This is a genomic window from Kitasatospora sp. NPDC098652 (genome assembly GCF_044760155.1).
In the GTDB taxonomy this organism is placed as follows: domain Bacteria; phylum Actinomycetota; class Actinomycetes; order Streptomycetales; family Streptomycetaceae; genus Kitasatospora.
In genome coordinates this window covers 1-21,957 of sequence record NZ_JBIWAQ010000039.1, presented here as the reverse complement: position 1 = coordinate 21,957, position 21,957 = coordinate 1, and the positions used below count along the sequence as shown (strand labels likewise).

Genomic DNA, 21,957 nt, shown 5'->3' with positions numbered 1-21,957 from the left:
AGGGGCGCGCTCAGGACGGGCGGAGGCCCGCGTGGGCGATCTCCAGGGACTCCATGGCCGGCTGGGAGCTCGACGGGTCGAAGGACGGCCCCTCCCACCGCACCGGGACGATCCCGAGCACCTGCCAGCCCACGATCCGGCTCAGGTCCGGCCGCAGCGCCACGATCTCGCCGTCCTTCGGCTCGACCTTCCGCACGATCTCGTTCAGCCATCGCGCGATCTTGGCGGTGTCCGCGGTGACCGCGCGGCTCAGCGTGATGTTCGTCCAGGTGATCCGGCCCGGTAGCTGCCAGGCGAAGCCGTTGTTGCCGCCCTCCGCGTACTGCTCGATCTCGACCTGCGCGCCGAGCCCCGAACAGGTGGTGAACTCGCCCAGGTCGTTCCCGCCGATCGTCAGGCTGAAGAACACACTGCTCGCGAAGATGTTGTCGGTCATCGGCCCCGCCTCCTGCTGTTCCTGCTGTGCTGCTCACGGTCAACGTCGATCCGGTCCCCCGGCGGCCGTCCGGCGCCGGCCCGCGCTCAGCGGCGCAGGTCGTACGGCTTCCCGGCCCGCTCCCGGCCCCTGCGCAGTTCGGTGCGCAGCAGGCGGCCGACCGGTTCGACCAGGCGCCGGGCCAGTTCGTCCAGGTCGGCGGGCGCGGTGTGCTCGGGCCTGTCGGGGCCCTCGGCCGCCGCCCCGCCCTTCTCGGTGCCGCCGGGCGGCCGTTGCCCACCGGACTGCGCGCCGTGCGGCGGCGCCGCCTGGACGGTGGTCGGCCGACGCGCCGGGACGGCGGTCAACGGCACCCCCACCAGCCCGGCCTGCTCGGCCACCCGCTGCAACACCTGCGCCGTACCGGGTGCGGAGTAGTGGGCGGCGGGCGGCGGGGACGGTACGGACGGGGTGCTCCCGGCCCCGCCGGGCCGCGCGGCCATGGGCGCTGCCCCGGGGATTGCGGGCACCCCGGGGGCCATAGACCGGGACACGACCGGCGACAGCACGGCGAGCGGCTGAGCCTGGGCCTGCGGCAGCGGGCCGGGCGCACCCGGCAGCCGCTGGAGCGAAGGGACCACCGGCAGCGCGGGCGCCACGGGCTGTGCAGGCGCCACCGGCTGCGCGGGCCGTACGGGCTGCGCGGCGCGGGCCGGCGCGGCCGTCCCTTGCGGCGACAACTCGGCTGCCACCGAAGGCCACTGAGCCCGCTGGACGACCGGTGAGGGCCCGCCGGACAGCGGTGCGGCCGCCCGTGGGAGCGCCTGGATGCCCGGCGGCGCGAGGCGGACCACGGGCACGGGCACCGGCGCGGGCACCGGCGCGGCCGACCGCCCGCCGGACCGAACCCCGGGGCGCGGATGGCGGGAGGACGACTGGGCGGCGGCAAGACGTTGAACAGCGGCAGGGCTGTGGCCGCCACCTCCCTGCGGCCGTTGCGCCACGGGCACCGTGCCGCGCCGCCGTTCGGACCGCACGGGCGAGGGGCCGTCGGCGGCAGCTGAGGTCGGCGCGGCGTCGTCGGGCGCCGAACTCCCTTGTACGGAAGGACGATCGGCCACTTCCCGGCCAGCCCGGTGCTCCGGTGAACGCCGGACGCGCAGTCGCTGCACGCCCGTTGCCACCGCGTGCCCGACTCCCCCGCCGGACGGACGACCGGCGGCCACTGCACCCCCTGGCGCCGGTGGCACCGGCTGCCCGGCATTGGCGGCCCGGCCGACCCCGGGGCTCGTCCCGCGCCGGGGAGCAGCAGCCGCCGCTCGGCCCCCGCGCGGCGCCGGAGCCGACCTCGGCTGCGGCGCGGCCGTCGAACCCTGCTCCGGCTGCGGCTCCGAGTCCGACTCCGAGTCCGTACGGCGCGCAAGGGAGTTGGGCCAGGCCACCGGAACCACCGGCGGGGCGGCGGGCACCGCAGCGGCCCCCGGCCGAGCGCCGACGCCGCCCGCGAAGGGCGCCGACGCTGCCGCCAGGGCGACCGCCATCGGACGCTCCCCGATCAGCCCGCGCCTCGGGGCGGTGGATTCGACGGCCCGCTGCACGCCCAGACCGCCCCCGGCCGGACGGGCCGGAACGACCGGGCCGCCGCCGACACGTCCGGCCGCACTCGGCACGCCGACAGGGCCGGGCACGGCGGCGTAGACCCGGTGTGATGATTCCTCACTTGTGCTTGCCTGAACTGGCGTTGATGATTGCGAGCCAGTCATGTGGTGCTCGGCCGCACGCTGCATGGGTGCACCACCGCCGGCGGCCGGTGCGCTCGGCCCACCACTCCCCGGCAGGGCGACCGAGCCCCGCCGGACCCGCCGCCGCCCACCGGCCGACGGAGCGCCACGGCCGACGGCTGCCGCCGTCGGCGGTATCGCATCGAGGGGCGCACCCAGACCCGAGCGCGGGCGCACTGGGGCCTGGGACGGGGTTGACGTTGGGGTCGGCGCTTGGGCCGGGGTCGAGGCCTGGGCCCGAGCCGAGGTCGAGGCCTGGGGCGGGATCGCGCTCGGGTGCGACGGCGCCCGGGACGCTCGTTCGGCGGCCGGCGAGGACGGCGCACGCTGGACGGACGCGCCGCCGACGGGCCCGGCCCCGAACCCACGCGCTGCCCGCTCACCGCCCCCGGGCTCCCCGCCACCCGTGGCCCCGGACTCGGCGCGGACCACCGGCATAGCAGGCGGGGCACCCGGCGCGGACTCGGCCGTCCGGGGGCCGGTGGCGGCCAGCGGCGCCGCACTCGCGGGCAGCGCCGTCAAGGGCGCGCCGAGCACCGGACGGGCCGGTGCCGCACCACGCGTCGCCGCAGCCCGCTGCACTGCCGCGTCGGCGGCGCCGCCCGGGCCCGACGGCGCCGTTCGGGCCGCCGACCCGGTGCGCTCGGGCACCCGCTCAGCACGGGCCGTCTCCTCCGCCACAGCTACCGGCCGCGACACCTCCGCACCCCGGCTCGACACCTCGCCGACGGCCTCCGGCGTGGCCCCACTCGGCACCGGAACGGCCGCCACCGGCCGTACGGGCAGCAACCCGGGGCGCCGCGCCACGGTCAGCGGCGCGCTGACGGCCCGCGGTCGCACCGCACGCTGAACGGCCGGACCTGCCACGCCATTCCGACGCGGCGCCCCGGCGACCGCCTCCGGCTGCCGCACCGTACGACCCGCCGGACCAGCGGGTGCCTCCACAACTCCGGCCTCGACAGCATCAGTTGCCGCACCCGCCGCCGGAACGGCACTGCGGGACGGACCGGGCACCGCAGCCCCAGCCCCAGCCCGCCGATCGGCTCCGCCCGTACGCGCCGCACGGGACCCGGTCGACCGTACGGGCAACTGCCGCAGCCGGACCGCCCGTTGGACGGGCCTGGTCCGCTGTCGTGCCACCTGTCCCGCCGGTTCCAACGGTCCCGCGGGCTCTTCCTCCCCCGCACCCACCCTCGGCCGCAGGACGAGCTCGTCCCCGCCGCCCACGGTCACGGACGGGGTGCCCGGCACCGCGACCGCCCGCAGGATGCCCGCCGGAGCGGAGGGCAGCACGGAGTGGCCGAGCGGTCCGCTCAGCGAAGGGTCCTGCCAGGCGGAGAGCCGGGAACGGAACGCCAGACCGTCGCTGACCCCGCGCGGCGACGCCCCGGCCAGGGTCGGGACCAGCGGCGCCACGGCGCGCCAGCCCCCGTCCCCGGCCACCGGGCGCGACCGCGCGACCCCGGCAGCCCCGGAACCCGAGCCCGAACCCGCGTCAGAGCCCGGGCCCGGGCCCGCGTCAGAGCCCGACCCCGGAGCAACCCCGGCGCCGGACCCGCCACGCCGCCGCCCGATCCAGTCCCGCAGCCCCACCCCCCTCACCCACCCTCACTGATACGGGAGTTGAGCCGCGCGACCTCGCGCACCCACTGCCCGCGCTCGTGGTGGGTCAGGTCGAGGAGGTCCTCCCGCGACCAGTGGAGGTGGTAGGCGATGTACGCGATCTCCTCGTACAGCCGAGCAGGCGCGTACGTCACGATTCCCCCAGGCGCCCACCGGCGAGGTCGACCTCGAAGGCGCCGTCGCAGTGCGGGCAGGTCACGGCGGCGCGCGTGTGGCCTTCGCTGTTGATCCGCTGGTAGAGGTCCTGGAGGAAGGCCACGTCGGTGGCGTACATCCGCTCGACGATGCCCGTGTGCACCTCGGTGAGGTCGCCCAGCCGGGTGATCACGTGGCTGAGCAGCACCACGCTGAGGTAGGCCGGGTTCTCCTTGACCCGCAGGTCGATCTGCGGCATCAGTTCGTCGCGCGCGGTCGCCAGGCGCATGGCGCCGTGGCGGTGCACGGTGCCCTCGTCGTCGACGTAGCCGAGCGGCAGCTCGAACTCGAACTCGGTGTGCGGGGACTGCCGCCGGGGCGGCCCGGCCGGCCCCGCCTGCCCCGGAGCCGCCTGCTGCGGCGCGGGGTTCTGCGGGGCCGGGGCGCCTTCCAGCAGCTCCTCAAGGCCGATCTTGCGCCTCACTCGACCCGGATCTCCTCGAACACGATGGTCACCGTCTCGGTCGCGGCGCTGGACTCGCCCGCGCTGAGCGTGGGGCCCTCCCAGCGGCTCGCCCAGGCGTTGGTGAGCTGGATGCGGCGCAGGGTGGCCCCGGTGGTGTCCTTGACCTCGATGGTGAGGTTCTGCCGGGCGGTGTTGATCGCCCCGTTGTTGAGGGTCTCCTTGATCCAGTCCGTGAACGCGCCGCTCTTGTCCAGGCCTCGGGTGATGGTCACCTCGCCGGGCAGTCGGGCGCCGGGCTGCTTGCGGACGATCAGCTTGCCCTCTTGGGTCACCTGCTTGTACTCGACGACGTCCTGTTCGACCGTCAGGTTGCTGATCTCCTTGACGGACTCGACGTTGTAGCCGCCGAGTTGGACGCCGAATATGTGTGTGGAGAGCGGATCGCCTTCAGCCATGGCGTGTGGTCACCTTCCGATGCGTATCGACAGTGGGGCCGACGGATGGGTCTGCGGTGGGGCCGCGACTCACTCGTCGAGGAGGCTGGTGCTGTCGGAGAACTGGGCCAGCCGGAACACCACGAACTCGGCCGGCTTCACCGGGGAGACGCCGATCTCGCAGATCACCTGTCCGAGGTCGATGGACTCGGGCGGGTTGTTGTCACGGTCGCACTTGACGTAGAAGGCCTCGGCCGCGGTCTGGCCGAACAGCGCCCCGCGCCGCCACTCCTCGGTGAGGAACGCGGTGATGTTCCGCCGGATGCTGGACCACAGCCGGTCGTCGTTGGGTTCGAAGACCACCCACTGGGTCCCCAGGAGGATGGACTCCTCCAGGTAGTTGAACAGCCGGCGCACGTTGAGGTAGCGCCAGGCCGGGTCGGAGGAGAGGGTGCGGGCGCCCCAGATCCGGATGCCGCGGCCGGGGAACGCCCGGACGCAGTTGACGCCGATCGGGTTCAGCAGGTCCTGTTCGCCCTTGCTGAGCCGCAGTTCGAGGTCGACGGCGCCGCGGATGACCTCGTTGGCGGGCGCCTTGTGGACCCCGCGTTCGGCGTCGCTGCGCGCCCACACCCCGGCGGCGTGGCCGCTCGGCGGGACCAGCACGTTGCGCCCGGTGGCCGGGTCGAACACCTTGATCCACGGGTAGTAGAGCGCGGCGTAGCGGGAGTCGTAGCCGGCCTCGTCCTGGCGCCAGCTGCGCATCCGCTGGGCGTTGAGGCCGGGCGGCGGGTCCAGCACGGCGATCCGGTCGCCCATCTGCTCGCAGTGCGAGATCACCGCGAGCTGGACGGTGCGCAGGCCCTCGTCGTCGAGGTCGCCGCGCTGGTAGGCACTCATCAGGTCGGGCACCGCGACCATGGTGATCTCGTCGATCGCCTCCAGGCCGGAGAAGCCGGTGCGGGCGGCCGCGTCGCCGACGTACTCGGCCGGGTCCAGCCGGGTGCCGGCGGCCACCACCGGGCCGGTCGCGGGGGCCGGGGCGGCGGCGAGCGCGTGGGTGCGGCGCTCAGGGCGGCTCGGCGCGGTGCCCGGCTGCTCGGCGACGGCGACCAGTTTGGACTCGCGCAGCTGGGTGACGAGGTAGCCCTTGGTGTTCTTCCGGGTGGAGACGTCGTAGCTCTCGGCCACCTCGGCGCCCCGGCGGACGATCAGCCGGAACCGGTCGTCGGGGACGTTCTCGCCCTCGGCGTCGGCGACCTCGACGGACACCTCGCCGCCCGCACCGGGCAGGGCCGACACCAGGAAGCCGCCGATCTCCACCGGCGGGGCCGCCACGACGGCCGGGGCGGGGGCGCCGCCGGTGGCCTGCCGCGCCGGGTCGCCGATCCGCACGACGTAGGCGGAGCCGCCACCGTTGGCGAAGAACCCGTACACCGCGTGCGCCAGGTAGGTGCCCTCGGTGAACGCCCCGAACCGCTGGACGTACTGGTCCCAGTTGGTCACCAGCGTGGGCTCGTGGAAGGGGCCGCTGCCGGCGAAGCCGACGAAGGCGGCGACGGCCGTGCCGACGCCCTCGATCGGCCGGGCACCGGACTGCACCTCCTCCACGTACACGCCCGGGGTCAGGTACGACGGCATACGCGCTCCTCCAGATGACCGGTCGTTACGTCTCACTCGCCCCCGAGTCTGCGGCCGGGGCGGTGTCCGGGGACATGTCCCCGCGGTCAAGATCGGGGGCAGGATCGCTGCCCCGGCGGGCACGGCCGGGTGCGCCCGGCGGCCGCGGGCCGCTCCGGTCATGTGCGCCCGACGGGCCCGAGCCGCTCCGGGGCGGGGCGCAGCCGCTCCGGTCACCTGCGCCCGGCAGCCCCCGACTGTTCCGGGGCGGGGCGCAGCCGCTCCAGCCACGGCCCGAACTCGCTCTCCAGCACCAGCCGGCCGAGCTTGCGGTACTCCCCGACCACGGCGGCGACCAGCTGGGCCATGCCCAGCGGGGTGCCCGCCCCGGCGGCCAGGTAGGCCGCGGAGACGGCGCAGGCCCGGATCGAGCCGCCGGTGAGCTCGAAGTGCTCGGCGCAGTAGTCCAGGTCGAGGTCGTCGCCGCGGGGCAGGGCCGGGCCCAGGCAGCGGTCCCAGAGCAGCCGGCGCTGCGCCCGGTCGGGCAGCGGGAACTCGGCGATGACGTCCAGCCGCCGGGTGAACGCCTCGTCGAGGTTGGCGCGCAGGTTGGTGGTGAGCAGCGCGATCCCGTCGAAGGACTCCATCCGTTGGAGCAGGTACGCGGTCTCCAGGTTGGCGTGCCGGTCGTGGGCGTCCTTGACCTGGGCGCGCTTGCCGAACAGCGCGTCCGCCTCGTCGAACAGCAGGACGCCGTTGACCTGGGCGGCCTCGGTGAAGATCCGTTCCAGGTTCTTCTCGGTCTCGCCGATGTACTTGTCCACCACGGTGGAGAGGTCCACCACGTACAGCTCCATGCCGAGTTCGGCGGCGACCACCTCGGCCGACATGGTCTTCCCGGTGCCGGACTCCCCGGCGAACAGGGCGATCACGCCGTTGCCGCGGCCGCCGCCGGGGCGCATCCGCCACCGGCCGAGCACCTGGTCGCGGTGCCGGGCGCGCAGCACCAGTTCGCGCAGCCGGTCGGCGGTGGGGTCGGGCAGCACCAGGTCGGGCCAGCCGACGGCGGGCTCGATCCGGCGGGCCAGCCGGGCCAGGCCGGCGGCGTTCTGCGCCCGGACGGCGGCCCGCAGGTCCTCGGCGCGCACCGGGCGCCGCTCGGCGGCGGCCGTCCGGGCGGCCACCGAGGCGGCCCGCGCCAGCTTCTCCCGGTCGACCCGGTAGGCGGCCACCGCCTCGGCCAGGCCGTCCGTCAGCTCCTCGTCCAGCGGCGTGCCGGCGGCGGCCAGTGCGCGGGCCCACTGCCCGGCGCGGCCGTCGGCGTCCGGCGGCGGGGCGGTGACCAGCACGGGGCTCTCCCGCGACCAGGCCGGGTCCCACACCAGGGAGCCGTGCACGATCAGCGGGACGGCGGCGAGTTCCGCGCACAGCTCGCGCAACAGCGCGGCCCGCTCGGGGCGTTCGGGCTCCAGCCGGTCCAGCGGGCCGAGCACCACCCCGCCCCCGGCCAGCCGGGCCTCGCGGGCGAGCACCCGCACGGTGGCCCCCGGCGGGCGGGCGGCCAGCGCGGCGGCGTCGACGACCAGCGGCGGGCGGCCGTCGGCGGCGAGCGCGGCCACCGCGAGCGGGCCGGCGTGGCCGCCCCGGTCCAGCAGGTAGACGGCTCCGCCGCCCGCCGCCGTCGCGGCCGCGCGCAGCCGGTCGACGGCCTGCGCCTCGGCGGGGGTGAGCGCCCCGGCCTCGGCGGGGGTGAGCGCCCCGGCCTCGGCGGGGGTGAGCGCCCCGGCCGCGCCCATCGGTTCGGCACGGGCGGCCGGGTCGGCGCGGTGGGCCAGTCCGGCGAGGGCGTCGTCCGGTTCGTCCTCGCCGAGCAGGTGCGCCGTCACCCGGTCCGGCACCCGCAGGGTGCGGGACAGCAGCGGGCGGTCCGGTTCGGTGAGTTCCAGCAGGCCGCCGGCGATCAGCGGGGCCCGTACGGCGAAGCGGAAGCGGCCGGCCCCGGCCCCGGGCAGCCCGCACAGTTCGAGGGCCAGCCCGACGGTCGCCCGACGGCGGGTCAGGTCGTCGTTGAGGTAGCCGTAGAGCTGCTCGAAGCGGGGGTCGAGGTCGGGGGCGAGGGCGACCAGCAGCAGGTCGAGGTCGACCGGGAGCAGCCCGAAGGCGGCGCCGAGCCGGGCCAGCCGGGAGCCGGGCGGCGGGGCGGGCGCGTCCTGGCCGGCCGGTGTGCCGTGGCCGGTGGTCACGGCGGCGGAGGCCAGGATCCGCTCGACCGCCTCCGGGCCGAGGTACTGGCCGCGGTACGGGTCGTCCGGGTCCGGGTCGTCGGCCCGGCGCTCGCGCACCGCGGTGCGGACCCGCTGCTCGACCCGGTGCAGGCGGTCCCACAGGTGGTCGTGGTCGGTGTCGTGGTCGGTGTCGTGGTCGGGCGGGACGCCGGGCACCGCCAGGGCGAGGTCCGGGCTCACCTAGCCCCACCCCCGCTGCTCCCGCCCCTGCCGCTTCCACCCCTGCTGCGGCGGCCGGGCGGCAGGGCGCGGTCGCGGGGGGCGGCGAAGCCGTCCGGTCCGGGGTCGGTGGCGGCGCCCCGGTAGCGCAGCCGCCGGCCGGGGCCGTCGGCGGGCGGCCGGGCGTCCCCAGCGGTGTCCGTGCCGGCGTCCGTACCGGTGTCCCCGCTGGTGTCCCTGGCGTGCACCACCAGCCCCTCGGTGACGGGCGGTCCGGCGGGGGTGAGCGCCCCGGCGAGCGGGGCGAGCACCCGCAGGTCGATCGAGGGCCGCAGCTCCCCGCCGAGCGCGGACCAGACGTCGGAGACCGACGGCAGGCCGGTGTCGCGCCCGGCGATGTCCAGGCCGACGGTGAGTCCGAGCCGGGCGAGCGTCCCGGTGAGCAGCCGGGCGGGCAGCGCGTCGACGGCGGTCAGGCACTGCAACACCTCGGCCAGCAGCCGGTGTTCGTCCTGCGGGCGGTTGGTCCAGACGGTGACCAGGTAGGCCAGTTCGAACCAGCGCGGCGCGGCGCGGTGGCCGACCACCAGGCCGTCGGCGTCGTGTTCGGCGACGGCGCCGGCCTGTCGGCGCCCGGTGTCCTCGCGGACGTCGTACAGGAAGACGCTGACCGTCGGCGCGGTGCGCCGGGCCGCCAGGTCCCGGGTGGGCGCGTCGAGGACGACCTCGACGCCGCGCTCCGGCAGTCCGGCCTCGGCGAGCAGCAGCCGCAGCGCCTCGTCGACCTCGTGGATCACCGCTGCCCCACCTCCCCTGCTGCTCCGGCCCGGCCGCCGGCCGACCACTGCTCCAGCACCGCACCCGACCACCCGGCTGCACCGGAAGTCGACCGGGCCGACTTCCGGTGCAGCCGCGATGCCTCGTCGCTCACCCGGGTCACCGCCGGTCCACCTCCCCCGGCGGGCCGATGGTGCCCTCGACCACCAGGAAGGGCGTGGTGACCGGGGAGAAGCCGGGGCCGTCGGCGGTGATGGTGCGCGGGCCGGTCTCGTCCTTGGACAGGATGAGCAGCTGGCCCGCGAAGGTCCCGTCCGCCTTGGGGTAGGTGGGCGCGGCGGCGGCCGTGATGCCGGGGTTCCAGGTGAAGCGAACGGGGGCGCCGGGCGGGAAGTCCACGCCGCGCACGGAGGTCACGAAGCCGGGCTTGCCGATCGGCGGCACGGCGACGATCCGCGGCTGGACGACGCGCAGCGGGGTGCTGGCCCGGTGCGGGCCGGGCGTGGCGTCGGTGCCGGTGGTGGTCAGTTCGGCGGTGACGGTGGTGTCCAGCACCGCGACGGGCGAGAGCACCACCCGGACCACCTGGCTGCGCCCCGGACGCAGGTCGGCCAGCGCGCAGCTGCCGGCCCGACAGCCGGGCGGCAGTGCCTCGGTGGGCACTCCGGGGGGCAGGCCGAGGGTGAGCCGCAGACCGGTGGCGAGGGCCTGGCCGGTGTTGCGCACGGTGTAGCTGACGGTCACGTGGCCGCCGACGTAGCCGGGGTTCGGCTGGGCGTCGACCGCGACGGCGGGGCCGGCCTGCGGCGGTGCGGGGGACGGCGGCGGTGCGGGGGTGGGCGTGCTGCTCGGGGTGGTCGGCGCGGGTGTCGGGGTCGGGGTCGGAGTCGGGGTCGGGCTGGGGGTCGGACTGGCCGAGGCGGTGGGGGTCGGGGTGGGCGAGGGCGCGCTCAGCACCGGCAGGACCGTCTCGGCGGAGTCGTTCTCCGGGTCCGGGTCGACGACCGCCCCGGTGACGCTCCACCCGAACGGCTGGTCCCCGGTGCGGGTACCGATCAGGGTGGCGGTCACCCGCACCTCGGCGCCCGGTGCCAGGGTGCCGAGTTCGCAGCGCAGCGCGGCCGCGTCGCACGTCCCGACGGGCGTGGTCAGCCTGTCGAGCCGGGCGCCGCCCGGCACCGAGGCGGTCAGTACGGTGCCGGGCGAGGGCGCGGGGCCGTGGTTGGTGACGGTGACGGTGACGTCGGTGCCGCCGTCGACCTGCACAGCGGGGGTGCGCGGCGGCGCGCTCAGCGCCAGGTGGACGGACTGCTGGACGGCCGGCTCCTTCTGCCGTCCGGGCAGCCGCCAGTCGAGCGGGCTGAGCTTGCCGCTGGCGAGGTCGTAGGTGCCGAGCCCCTCCGGGGAGTTGGGCGGCAGCGCCCGGCGCGAGGTGAGCACCAGCTGGGCGCCGTTCGGCGTCCAGGCGACGTCCCGCGGCTGGTACGGGCCGGTGGCGGTGGTGTCGGGCAGCGGCCGGGTGCAGGCGCCCTTGTCGTCACGCAGCCCGGCGGGCAGCAGCACCGCGCAGTCGGTGCCGGTGGGCGAGGTGACCAGGAGGCCGTCCTGCCGGTTGTTGCCGCCGTCACCGGCCTTGCGGTTGAAGGCGAGGCGTCGGCCGTCGGGCGAGAACACCGGGCTGTCGTCGATCACGTTGCAGCTGCCGGGGCAGGCCGCCCGGCTGAGGTCGCGCTGCCGGGTGAGGTCGTCGGCGGCGACGGTCCAGATGTGCAGGTTGCCCGCGTTGCCGTTGACGACGGCGGTCCGGGAGAAGGCGATCAGCTTGCCGTCGGGGGACCAGAACGGCTCACCGTCGGAGGCTCCCGGCTGGTCGGCGGGCGGCTGGACGGTGCCGACGATCGCGCCGGTGGCCACCTGGGCGATCAGCAGCCGGCCGGGGCGGGCCGGGGTCTGGCCGGCGGCCGGGGTGCTGCGGCTGAACACGATGAGCCGGCCGTCCGGGGACAGCGACGGGTCGGTGTCCCGGTCGGTGGGCCCGCGGCCGGCGAGGTTGAGCGGGTGCGGGTTCGAGCCGTCGGCGTCGGCCTGCCAGATCCGCTGGATCCGCCCGGCCGGGGAGTCCTCGTAGCGGGTGACCACGAGCTGGCGGCCGTCGGGCGTGTAGCTCTGCCGCTCGTACCAGGGGTCGTAGCCGGGGCGGGGGTGGAAGAGCGGGTCGGCGCCGGGGTCGGGGTTGGTGTTGGTGTCGGCGGCCGGGTCCTCGGTGAGCACGCTGATGCCGAGGTCGCGCGGGTCGGTGCCGTCCTGGCGGACGTCCTGGACGTCGGCGGTGTTGGCGGTGGCGGCGCTGGTCTGCTCGACCACCGGGCCGCCCTCGGCCTGGGTGCCGAGCCAGGTCGGGGTCGAGATCAACCGGTTGGTGCGGTAGAGGAGTTGGGGGTCGGTGCAGTCGCAGGTCGGCGCCCGGTAGAGGTTCACCACGGGCGGCTGGTTCGGGTCGGGCTGCGGGGCCGGGGGCGGGGAGGTGAGCTGGTCGGCGCTCAGGAAGAGGACGCCGGTGCCGTCGGCCAGCCAGGAGGCGGAGCCGGTGCGCCAGGTGGAGCCGGTGCCGGGGAAGAACGCCTTGTCGCCGCCGGTGGGCGAGGTGAGCATCAGGGTGCGGCCCTGGTCGCCCTTGTCCCAGGTGTAGACGATCTGGTTGCGGTGGGCGTCGTCGTTCACCGGGTTCCAGGTCGGGTCGACGGCGTCCCCGACGGCCACGTTGGTGATCCTGACGGGCGCGCCGCCGGTGAACGGCCGCAGGTAGATCTGGCGGTGCGCCGGGTCGCCGGTGCAGGAGTACGCGACCCACTGACCGTCGGGCGAGACGGTCGGGTGGGTCTCGTCGGCGGCGCCGTCGGTGATCCGGCGCAGCCCGGTGCCGTCCCGGTTGACCGCCCACAGCACGTGCTGGGTGCCGCCGGCGGCGGTGGGCTCCAGCGCCTCGAAGACGACGCCCTTGCCGTCCGGGGCGAGCGCGGGGTGGGCGGTGTCCATGCCGTTGGTGAGCCGGCGCACCGCGCCGTTCGCCTCGCGCAGGTAGACCTGGGGCAGCGGGCTGTCCCGCAGGCTGGTGAAGACCAGTTCGCCGCCGCGGGCGGAGGGGTCCTGGTCGAAGTGGACCGGACCGGGCCCGAACAGCGGGGTGCTGGAGGCGCCGCCGGTCACCCGGCCGAGGCCGCGGTGGTTGGTGCCGGCGTAGACGATCCGCGCGGCGGCCGGGTCCTCGGCGGTGACGGCCGGGGCCGCCCGGCCGCTCGGCGTCACGGGGGCGGAGCCCAGGGTCAGCACGGCGGTCGCCAGCGCGAGCAGCACCGCGACGGCGGCCCGGGCCGGCCGCCGGACGGGGCGGGGGGTGGCGGTGGCGCCGATCACGCTCGACCTCACAGGGTGGCAGGGGCGGTCTCCCCCGCAGTCTCACCGGCCCGGGTGCCCGGGAACAGGGCCCGGGCACCCGAGCCGGGGGTAACGGCTGGTGTCCGCAAAGGGCAGGACGCCGCGGCGCGGGCGCTGGGGACATCCGTCCGCGCCTGCGGCTGTCCGAGACCTCGGGCAGCCCCCTCCCCGGTCAGATCAGGCCGCGCCGCATCGCGTACCCCACCGCGTGCGCCCGGTTGCGCAGCCCCAGCCGGGTGATGATCTCGTGCAGCACGTTCTTGACGGTGCGTTCCGAGTACGAGGTCTTGGCCGCGATCTCGCTGGTGTCGAAGCCCTCGGCGACCAGCCGCAGCATCTCCGCCTCCCGGGCCGTCAGGGTCGACAGGGTGAGGCCGCGTCCGTCGAGCATGGTGCGCTGGAGCGTCCCGATCCGGTCGAGCAGTTCGCCGAGGAGGTCCCCGGGCATCACCCCCTCGCCGTTGGCCAGGGCGGTGATCAGGTGCACCAGCCGGTCCTGGTCCGCCTCCGAGCGGCGCAGCACGGCGGCGACGCCGTGTTCGACGATGGTCTGCAGCCCCCCGGCCTCGAACTGGCCGACCACCAGGCCGATCCGGCCCGAGGTGGCGAGCCGCAGCCGGCGCAGATGGTCGGCGACCGCCTCGGTCAGGGCGTCCACGACCAGCAGCGAGACCTCCGCCCGGCCCGCGTCGGCCTCACTGAGCAGTTCCACCTCGGGCCGCTGGCGCAGCTGTTGGACCACCCCGGTCTGCAGGATGAGGTCCTCGGCGTACACCGCCACGGGTATCTGGGCCGGCCGGGCGCGCCCCTGCACCGGGATCCGCGCCCCGGCCGGGCGGGCGGGCACGGACGGCGGTGCCGCCGGCCCCCGGCGGCTGGTGACGGCTTCTCCGCGGGTCGCCTCGATCGATGTCATCGGAACACTCCATTCTCCTGCGGTCCTGCGGCTGTTGCGGCCCGGCGTGGTGGCGCGGGGCCGGTCGGGGGCCCGGTCGGGGCCCCGGTGGGGGGCTCGGTCGGGCCCCGTCTGGTCGGTCGCGACGGCGCCGGGCAGGGCCGGTCCGTCCGTACGGGCCCGTACGGGCAAGGGGTGTGCCCACGGCTTGCCCGTACGGCCCTCTCCGCGGACGGTCCTCCGGCCCTACCGTCACGCCATGACCACATCCGCCGAACTCGGCCTGCCCGCGCTGACGGTGGCGCCCGGTGGCGTGGCCACCACGACCCTGACGGTGCGCAACGACCTGGACATCGTGGAGGCGTACACGCTGGAGGTGGTCGGCGACTGCGCCGCGTGGACGACGGTCGAACCGGCCCGGGTCTCGCTCTTCCCGGGGACGTCCGAGACGGTGACGGTGCGCCTCGCCCCACCGCGCTCGCCCGCCGCCCGGGCCGGGGAGTTCCCGCTCGGCATCCGGGTCCTGCCGACCGAGCGCCCCGAGCTGGTGACGGTGCCGGAGACCACGGTCACCGTGACGCCCTTCCAGGAGTTGCAGGCCGCGCTCGCGCCCCGGCGCCGCCGCGGCTGGCTGCGCGGCCGCTACCGCACCTCGGTGCGCAACCTCGGCAACGCCCCGGACACCGTGGTGCTCACCCCTGCTCAGGCCGGCGAGGACCTGCGCTTCCGGGCCACCCCGGAGCGGCTGCGCCTGGAGCCCGGCGAGTCCGGGGAGCTGCGCCTGCAGGCCCGCGCGCGCAAGCTGATCTGGTTCGGGAAGCAGGCCTCCTGGCCGTTCGAGGTCGCGGTGGGCCCCGAGCCGGCCCCTGCGGGCAAGGCCCCCGACGGCGGGGGCAAGGACAGCAAGGACACCAAGGACACCAAGGACGGCAAGGACACCGGCGGCGGAGCTGCCGAGGGCACCGCTGCCGCTCCCACTCCCGCTGCTGCTCCCGCTCCCACCCCTCCCGGCGCCGCTCAACGCCCGGTGCTGGAGGGCGAGTTCATCCAGCTCCCGATCTTCCCCAAGTGGCTGCTGGCCCTCCTGGCGGCACTGATCGCCCTGCTGCTGGCCTGGTTCGCCCTGGTCCGCCCGGCGGTGCGCAGCTCCGCCAAGCAGGCCGCCCAGCAGGCCGTCGCCCAGCAGAGCGCCACCCCGGCCGCACCCGCCGGCACACCCGGCGGCGGCCCGGGCGTCCCCTCCGGCGGCAACCCCAGCGCATCGGGCAAGCCGGGCTCCGGGCAGGCCACCAGCAGCGGCGGCCGCCCCGCCCCCGGACCGGGCCTGGCGGAGCCGGGCACCGGGCGGCAGAGCTCCGCGACCATCGACGTGCAGACCGGCGGCGGCGCCGCGTCCACCGGCAGCTACCAGGTGCCGCACGGCAAGGTCTTCGACATGACCGACCTCGTGATCGCCAACTTCCAGGGCGACCAGGGCGTCGTGACCATCACGGCCGGCCAGAAGGTGATCAACACCATCGCCTTGGAGACCTTCCGCAACCAGGACTACCACTGGGTGACTCCCATTCAGGTCTCCGAGGACCAGGCGGTGACGGCGAGCGTGACCTGCGAGGCCCCGGGCACTCCGGCCTCGGGCAAGCAGGCAGCCACCTGTCACGAACTCCTCAACATCAGCGGAACGTTGAGCGACATCAGGCAGGGGAACTGACCCGGTGCACACGGCGCCCTCCCCTCCCGCAACCGGACCGGAAAGGTGCACCCGATGCCCCAACGGTGTCAATGGGCCCCTTCCGCCGGAATCACCCCGTTCTCCTCCGTGATCTTCCCCTTCCGTATCTCCTCCCACGGCCCGTGACCATGTCAACACGGGACGGACCTCGCACCCGGTCCGCGGACCGGGCGACAACCCGTTCGAACCCCACCAATACGGGCCACCTGCCCTCCCGGGGAACCCGGCCGGGGCCCGCCGGGGCAACCGGCCGTTCCCCCGGGGACGGCGGAGTCTGCCCCGCACGCCCTCCTGACGTGTCATCAGTACAGCAGTAGCTTTGAACCGTTCCCGCACCGGAGACGCCTTCGAGGCCTTATACGCACCGAATCGCCACAAGGCGGAAGGAATCCGACCACCGTGCGCGCTCATGAACCGGACCGGCAGGCCGACCAGCGCAGCGACCGGGGGAACTCCCCGGCCGCCCGCGCACCACGCCCGGGCCCTGGGCCCGGCACCGCCCTCGCCCTGCAACGCACCCTCGGCAACGCCGCGGTGAGCCGCCTCGTCCAGCAGGCCCGGGCCGGATCCGGCGCCCACGGCGCCCACAGCGGCCACGACTGCGGCGCCCACGGCGCCGGGCCGGAGGAACTGCCGCTCCAGCGCTCCCTGGTCCCCCAGGTGCTGCGCACCGCCGGGAAGCCCCTGGACGGCCCCACCCGCAGCGAGATGGAGGCCCGCCTCGGCGCCGACTTCTCCGACGTACGGCTGCACACCGGCAGCACGGCCGCCGCCTCCGCGGCCGAGGTCGGCGCCCGCGCCTACACCTCCGGCAACCACGTGGTGCTCGGGCAGGGCGGCGGCGACCGGCACACCCTGGCGCACGAGCTCACCCACGTCATCCAGCAGCGCCAGGGCCCGGTGACCGGCACCGACCGCGGCGACGGCCTGCGGATCTCCGACCCCTCCGACCGCTACGAACGCGAGGCGGAGGCCAACGCCGTCCGGGCCCTCGCGGCCCCGCTGCAACGCGCGGAGGCGCCGCCCGCCCACACCGGATCCCCGGCGGCGGCCAGGGCCGCGGTGCAGCGGATGCCCAAGCGGAACGCGGACGTCGCCGAGGTGCGCGGCAGCAGCCCGCCCGCGCGCACCACCCGGGGCAAGGCGCGCGCGGCGAACCTCGACCTCGCCCGGCCGGTGCTGGAGTTCGAGTCCGGCTACGAGGGCCCGGCCACCCAGAAGATGGACGACGACCAGAGCATCGGCTTCTGGCAGGTCGCCCGGTTGAAGAACCCGCCGGGCGCCCCGCAGCGGGTCTCCACCAACTACCACTTCTGGCAGGAGGTCACCGACTCCAACGTCCAGGTCGTCCGGGCGAAGGACGGCAGCTACGGCGAGCACGACTCGGCGCGCGACTGGGTCCAGGACGGCCCCTACCGCCCGAACTACACCAACGCCGTCATCGTCGACGCCCAGAACCAGATCGAGTTCAACGACAACCCGGGCTTCTCCACCTCGGCCCGGATGTCCCCCGGGTACTGGCTCCAGGAGTACAGCGTCTCGTTCCGCTGGAAGGTCGCCCCGAACAACGGCACCTGGAACCGGAACCTGCCCGCCTGGACCAGCCCCGTGGTCACCCACAGCGTGCGCTCGGAATTCGACCCCTTGCACCCGGACGAGCCGGTCGCGATCACCGTCCACGAGGGCGGCGCGCACACCTGGAACGTCGACCTGACCCCGTACACCACGGGGACGTGAAAACGGCCGAGTCCCCGGGGGCCCTTGGACCCTCCCCCGGGGACTCGGCCGACGTCGGCCGACGCGCTCGACCCACCGGACGGTCAGCGCCTCGGGCCCACCACGGCGTACAGCGCGGTACCGACCGCCAGCAGGACCCACCCCGTCCCGGTGGACACCGTGGTGGCCGGGGAGAAGGTCATCCAGTGCACCACCTCCCCCGCGGTGCCGGGCGCGGCCGGGCTGAGGACGGTGACCGCGAGCCAGCCGGTCGGCAGGATCCAGGCGAGGTGCGCCCCGCACAGCACCGCCCCGAGCCCGGCCAGGCCGGCCAGCCCGGCGGCGACCCGGACCACGGACCCGGTGGAGGCGGGCTCCGCCCCCACCAGCCGCAGCGCCAGCAGCGCCGCGGCGGCGAACGCACCGATCAGCAGCAGGTGCGCCGCCCGGCGGGGCACCCACCGGATCGCGGCCGTCCGGTCCAGCGCGGCGTCCTGGCCGCCGAGCCCGACGGAGGCGGCCGCCACGCTCACGGTGAGGACCAGGACCGCCGTCCCCAACCCCATCGGGCCCGGGCCGTCGTGGTCGAAGGCCCACCCCGCCAGCACCACCAGCAGGACGACGGCCGCCGAGGCGGGCGCCTGCCGCGAGCGCGCGTACAGACTCAGCCACCTCATCGGGACGCCTCCCCGGTCAGCGACGCCAGCTCGTCCCCGCAGGACAGCGCGGCGGCCCGGACCTCGGCGATCCGCGCGCGCTGCTCGGCCCGCGGCAGCGCGGTCAGCTTCTCCCAGGCGGCCGTCGCGCTCGCCCACGCGACCTGCGAGTACCTGTCGTCCTCCGGCTTCTGCAACGGCTGGGGCTGACGGTCGCCGAGGGCCCAGCTCGCGACGACGCTCTGCGCCGCGACGGCGTTCAGCCCCCCTCCCTCCCAAGGGGTGCGCGGCCGGCAGTTCGGCGCCAGGCCCTGGGCGACCAGCAGGCGGGTCAGTTCCGCCCCCGTCGCACGGGCGATCAGCGGGTCGTCGAAGTCGACCAGCACCGTGTCGCCGGAGAGCTGACGGTCGTCGCCGGTCGCGCGCAGCGTGGTCTCCTCGTGGACCGCGGCCGGCGCCCGGTCGCCCAGGGCGTCGTGCAGCACCCGCAGCGCCTCCTTGCCGGAGGGCGCGAATACGGGCAGTTGCGCGCCGTTCGCCCGGGTCACGCACACCGGACCGTCGCAGACCAGGGCCGCGGCGGCCCGGTCGACCACCCAGGTGTCGCGCGGGTCGGCCGGCAGGACCAGCAGGGCCAGCGCCGCACCGACCAGCACCGGAGCCGCCGCGAACAGCCGGGCCCGGACGGTCGAGGCCGTCAGCAGCGCGAAGCCGGTGCCGAGCAGGCCGAGGAACCACAGCACCTGGCCCAGGTCCACCGCCCCGGACAGGGTCAGCAGCATCTCGCGCGGCATGTCGGTCACCGGGGACAGCTGGGAGAGGCGGTTCGGCGCCTGGCCCGACGGCAGGGCCGTGTCGGTGGTCTGCCGCAGGTACATGACCGTCACCAGGGAGCCCACCACCAGGATCGGCGGGGTGAGCACCGAGGGCAGGGTCCGCGCCAGGCCCATCCCGAACACGGCACCCGCGGCCAGGGCCAGCGCCGCCACCAGCGAGATCGCCGGCCAGCCCGCCGGCAGGTAGTCGCTCTCGCCCAGGGCCACCTGGCTCCCGCCCCACAGGACGAGCAGGCCGAAGCCCGACACCAGCGCGAGCGCCAGCGCGCCGGCCGGCACCGCCGCCCGGCGCCAGGCCGGCCGCGGCGTGCTCGCCAGCAGCTCGGCCGTCCGCGAGCGGGAGTCCCGCAGCCCGAAGACCGCGCCGAAGCCCACCGAGAGCGGCCACAGGTAGGCCAGCATGGAACGGGTCGTCAGCGCCATCGACGTCCACTGCCCCGTCCACGCCGCGGTGCCCCGCCACCACAGCCCGTTGACGGCGTAGAGGACCGCCAGGCTGCCGCCCAGGACGACCAGGCCGGCCCACGGGGCGACGGAGCGCCTCAGTTCGGTGCGCAGCACCCGGGCGTTCACCAGTTGCCTCCCTGCTGTCCGGAGTCACGGAGCAGGGCCGAGTAGCCGCGCTCCAACGGGCTGTCGCCCGGGTACTCGCTGCCGCCCGCGGCGGCCAGGTCCTCCGGGGTGCCCTGGAAGACCAGGCGCCCGTCCGCGAACAGCACCACGTCGGTGCAGGCCGCCGCGACGTCCTCGACCAGGTGGGTGGAGACGACCACGCAGGTGTCCCGGCCCAGTTCCTGGAGCAGCTCGCGGAAGCGCAGCCGCTGCGCCGGGTCCAGGCCGGCCGTGGGCTCGTCCAGCAGCAGCACCGCGGGGTCGTTGACGATCGCCTGGGCGATGCCGGCCCGCCGCACCATGCCGCCGGACAGGGTCTTCATCCGGTGGTCGGCCCGGTCCGCCAGGCCCACCCGCTCGACGGCCCGCTGGACGGCCGCGGGGATGTCCGGCTTCGGCACCTCCTTCAACCAGGCCATGTACTCCACGAACTCCCGCACGGTGAAGCGCTTGTAGTAGCCGAAGTCCTGCGGCAGGTAGCCGATCCGGCGCCGCAGCGCCCGGTGGTCGCCCAGCCCGCCGACGGAGGTGCCGAGCAGCTCCAGCTCGCCGCCGGCCGGCCGCAGCACCGTCGCGAGCGCCCGGATCAGGCTGGTCTTGCCCGCGCCGTTGGGCCCCAGCAGGCCGTGGGCACCGAGCCCCAGGGAGAGGTCCAGCCCGTCGACGGCCAGCTTCTTCCGGCCCACCCGGACTCTCAGGTCACTGGCCCGGATCTCCCAGGCGTAGGTCTTCGGCGCGATGTCGGCCGCGCTCGTCATGGGCGCCATGCGGTGGCCCCTTTCGAGGGTCGATGGTGTTGTCACAACGTTGAGTAGGCGTTCCGGCGGGCGATCACGGCAGCGATCCCCAGCACCAGGAGCAGTCCCCACACCGGCAGCCGGCCCGGTTCCAGGGCGAGCCGCAGGGCCGCGGGGGCACGTCCGGTGACCCCGGCGGGCACCAGCACGGCGGCGCTCCAGACGGCCGCCAGAGCGGTCGCGGCCCGGGTCACCCCGACGACGCTGCCCAGGGCCAGGGCCGTGGACGTGAAGGCGAGCGAGGGCAGCAGCCACTGAGCGGCCGTCATGGTGCCGGTCAGCCACCCCGTCAGCAGGAGCCCGGGCACGACCACGGCGAGCACCGCCGTGGTGCGCCTGAGCAGCAGGGGCAGGCCCGCGCGGGCGGTCGAGGCGGTCAGCTCGTACGCCGGGTCCAGGGCCCGCGACCACGCCGCGGCGACGCCGAACAGCGGCAGCACCGGCGCCAGCAGCGACACCGGCGAGGCACCGCCGAGCGACCCCGACGGCGCGACCGCGTCCAGCAGCAGCGCCAGCAGGGTGACGGCGGCGGTCATGGCCAGCCACGGGCCGGTCGCGGGCGTCAGCCAGGCCGACACCCACCGCGGACGGCGCCGACGGGCGGGCGCCCGGACCGCGGCGTCCAACTGCGGGGCCAGACCGGCCCGGACGGTGTCCAGCAGCGCGGCGACCTCGGGCGCCTCGGTGACGACCGAGGCCGCCAGCAACGCCCGGCACGGCGCACAGGTCTCCAAGTGGGCCTCCAGCGCCCACACCGTGTCCGCGGCCATCGCCGCGTCCCCCCGCGCGTAGTCGGCGATGAGCCGCCGGGACGCGTGTTCCGCCGTCATGCCAGTGCCTCCCGCATCGCGATCCGGGCCCGCCGGGCACGGGTCTTGACCGTGCCTTCGGGCAGTCTGAGCAGCACGGCCGTCTCCCGGACGGACAGCCCGTCCAGCACCGTGGCCTGCAGCACCTCGCGCAGTTCCGGTGCCAGGCGCCGCAGCGCGTCGCCCACGTCACCGCCGACCGTCCCGGCGAGCGCCTCCTCCTCCGCCCCCGGCACCACCGCCCGCTCGGCGGCCGCCACGGGCGGCTCGGCGTGGTGGGCCCGCCGCCGGAACGCGTCGACCAGCCGGCGCGCGGCGATCGTCCACAGCCACCCGACGGCCGAACCGCCCACGGCGCTCCCGGCGAACGCGCCGGCCGCGCGCCACACCGCCAGATAGGTCTCCTGCATGACCTCGGCGACGATCTGCTCGTCCGAGCAGCGACGGCGCAACCGCACCGCCAACCACGGTGACGTCCGGCCGTACAGCTCCTCGAACGCCCCGCGGTCGCCCCTGGCCACCAGCCGGAGGAGGCGTTCCTCGTCCAGCTCGTCCAGTGCTCTCCTGCGTGATCTCACACCAGCCAGACGCCCGATCCGGCGCGCAGGTTCTTGATCCGGAGTGACCTGCGTCACAGCGCGGGTCTCCCCTTTCCCGGAAATGCGAAAAGCCCCCGCCGGTGAACCCGGCGGGGGCTTTTCTGAATGATTGTTCGGCGGCGTCCTACTCTCCCACAGGGTCCCCCCTGCAGTACCATCGGCGCTGTGAGGCTTAGCT

Annotated in this window: 18 protein-coding genes; 3 read left to right on the top strand and 15 right to left on the bottom strand. The window is 75.8% G+C overall.

The window, feature by feature from the left end; genetic code table 11:
- Window positions 1-10: 10 nt before the first annotated feature.
- Window positions 11-436: a phage tail protein gene (locus tag ACIQWA_RS39170; protein ID WP_360244222.1), complete on the bottom strand. Its 426-nt coding sequence runs from the start codon at window positions 434-436 to the stop codon at window positions 11-13.
- 86 nt (window positions 437-522) lie between these two features.
- Complete coding sequence (locus ACIQWA_RS39165) at window positions 523-918, bottom strand: hypothetical protein (RefSeq protein WP_402491461.1); 396 nt, start codon at window positions 916-918, stop codon at window positions 523-525.
- A 1,684-nt stretch (window positions 919-2,602) separates the two neighbouring features.
- Between ACIQWA_RS39165 and ACIQWA_RS39160 the strand changes: the two genes are divergently transcribed.
- Window positions 2,603-3,046, top strand: a complete 444-nt coding sequence (locus ACIQWA_RS39160; RefSeq protein WP_402491458.1) for a hypothetical protein — start codon at window positions 2,603-2,605, stop codon at window positions 3,044-3,046.
- A gap of 748 nt (window positions 3,047-3,794) precedes the next feature.
- Here ACIQWA_RS39160 and ACIQWA_RS39155 read toward each other — a convergent pair.
- The 8 genes from ACIQWA_RS39155 to ACIQWA_RS39120 all read right to left on the bottom strand — a co-directional run bounded on the left by ACIQWA_RS39155 (window position 3,795) and on the right by ACIQWA_RS39120 (window position 14,046).
- The gene (locus ACIQWA_RS39155; RefSeq protein WP_360244231.1) at window positions 3,795-3,953 is read right to left on the bottom strand and encodes a DUF6760 family protein; all 159 of its coding nucleotides are present in this window, start codon (window positions 3,951-3,953) and stop codon (window positions 3,795-3,797) included.
- The gene (locus tag ACIQWA_RS39150; protein ID WP_402491455.1) at window positions 3,950-4,438 is read right to left on the bottom strand and encodes a hypothetical protein; all 489 of its coding nucleotides are present in this window, start codon (window positions 4,436-4,438) and stop codon (window positions 3,950-3,952) included. Before ACIQWA_RS39150 ends, ACIQWA_RS39155 begins: the two co-directional genes overlap by 4 nt.
- Window positions 4,435-4,875, bottom strand: a complete 441-nt coding sequence (locus ACIQWA_RS39145) for a phage tail protein (protein ID WP_350509413.1) — start codon at window positions 4,873-4,875, stop codon at window positions 4,435-4,437. Before ACIQWA_RS39145 ends, ACIQWA_RS39150 begins: the two co-directional genes overlap by 4 nt.
- A gap of 69 nt (window positions 4,876-4,944) precedes the next feature.
- Window positions 4,945-6,495, bottom strand: coding sequence for a phage tail sheath family protein (locus tag ACIQWA_RS39140; RefSeq protein WP_402491452.1), 1,551 nt, complete (start codon window positions 6,493-6,495; stop codon window positions 4,945-4,947).
- Window positions 6,496-6,707: 212 nt separating this feature from the next.
- Window positions 6,708-8,915 (bottom strand): AAA family ATPase, encoded by a 2,208-nt coding sequence (locus tag ACIQWA_RS39135; RefSeq protein ID WP_402491515.1) that lies wholly within the window; start codon window positions 8,913-8,915, stop codon window positions 6,708-6,710.
- A gap of 20 nt (window positions 8,916-8,935) precedes the next feature.
- Window positions 8,936-9,715 carry a DUF4255 domain-containing protein gene (locus ACIQWA_RS39130; RefSeq protein ID WP_402491449.1) on the bottom strand — a complete coding sequence of 260 codons (780 nt, stop codon included), beginning with the start codon at window positions 9,713-9,715 and terminating at the stop codon, window positions 8,936-8,938.
- A gap of 139 nt (window positions 9,716-9,854) precedes the next feature.
- Complete coding sequence (locus ACIQWA_RS39125; RefSeq protein WP_402491446.1) at window positions 9,855-13,109, bottom strand: hypothetical protein; 3,255 nt, start codon at window positions 13,107-13,109, stop codon at window positions 9,855-9,857.
- A gap of 193 nt (window positions 13,110-13,302) precedes the next feature.
- Window positions 13,303-14,046, bottom strand: a complete 744-nt coding sequence (locus ACIQWA_RS39120; RefSeq protein WP_360244247.1) for a LuxR C-terminal-related transcriptional regulator — start codon at window positions 14,044-14,046, stop codon at window positions 13,303-13,305.
- A 238-nt stretch (window positions 14,047-14,284) separates the two neighbouring features.
- Between ACIQWA_RS39120 and ACIQWA_RS39115 the strand changes: the two genes are divergently transcribed.
- Together ACIQWA_RS39115 and ACIQWA_RS39110 are read left to right on the top strand one after the other, a co-directional pair.
- On the top strand, window positions 14,285-15,733 hold the full coding sequence (locus ACIQWA_RS39115) for a hydrolytic protein (RefSeq protein WP_402491443.1): 1,449 nt from the start codon (window positions 14,285-14,287) through the stop codon (window positions 15,731-15,733).
- Between the two features lie 420 nt (window positions 15,734-16,153).
- Entirely contained in the window at window positions 16,154-17,491 is a 1,338-nt protein-coding gene (locus ACIQWA_RS39110) for a DUF4157 domain-containing protein (protein WP_402491440.1), read from the top strand.
- Window positions 17,492-17,574: 83 nt separating this feature from the next.
- Here ACIQWA_RS39110 and ACIQWA_RS39105 read toward each other — a convergent pair whose 3' ends face one another.
- Genes ACIQWA_RS39105 through ACIQWA_RS39085 form a run of 5 tightly spaced genes read right to left on the bottom strand, consistent with a single transcriptional unit; the run spans window position 17,575 to window position 21,758 of the window.
- A complete protein-coding gene (locus ACIQWA_RS39105; protein WP_402491437.1) occupies window positions 17,575-18,147 on the bottom strand; it encodes a hypothetical protein in 573 nt (190 codons plus the stop codon).
- Window positions 18,144-19,535 (bottom strand): hypothetical protein, encoded by a 1,392-nt coding sequence (locus ACIQWA_RS39100; RefSeq protein WP_402491434.1) that lies wholly within the window; start codon window positions 19,533-19,535, stop codon window positions 18,144-18,146. Before ACIQWA_RS39100 ends, ACIQWA_RS39105 begins: the two co-directional genes overlap by 4 nt.
- Entirely contained in the window at window positions 19,532-20,341 is an 810-nt protein-coding gene (locus tag ACIQWA_RS39095) for an ATP-binding cassette domain-containing protein (protein WP_402491431.1), read from the bottom strand. The genes ACIQWA_RS39100 and ACIQWA_RS39095 overlap by 4 nt, the downstream gene beginning before the upstream one ends.
- A 32-nt stretch (window positions 20,342-20,373) precedes the next feature.
- Window positions 20,374-21,201, bottom strand: a complete 828-nt coding sequence (locus ACIQWA_RS39090; RefSeq protein ID WP_402491428.1) for a zf-HC2 domain-containing protein — start codon at window positions 21,199-21,201, stop codon at window positions 20,374-20,376.
- Window positions 21,198-21,758, bottom strand: a complete 561-nt coding sequence (locus tag ACIQWA_RS39085) for an RNA polymerase sigma factor (protein ID WP_402491425.1) — start codon at window positions 21,756-21,758, stop codon at window positions 21,198-21,200. The genes ACIQWA_RS39090 and ACIQWA_RS39085 overlap by 4 nt, the downstream gene beginning before the upstream one ends.
- Window positions 21,759-21,957: the final 199 nt, after the last annotated feature.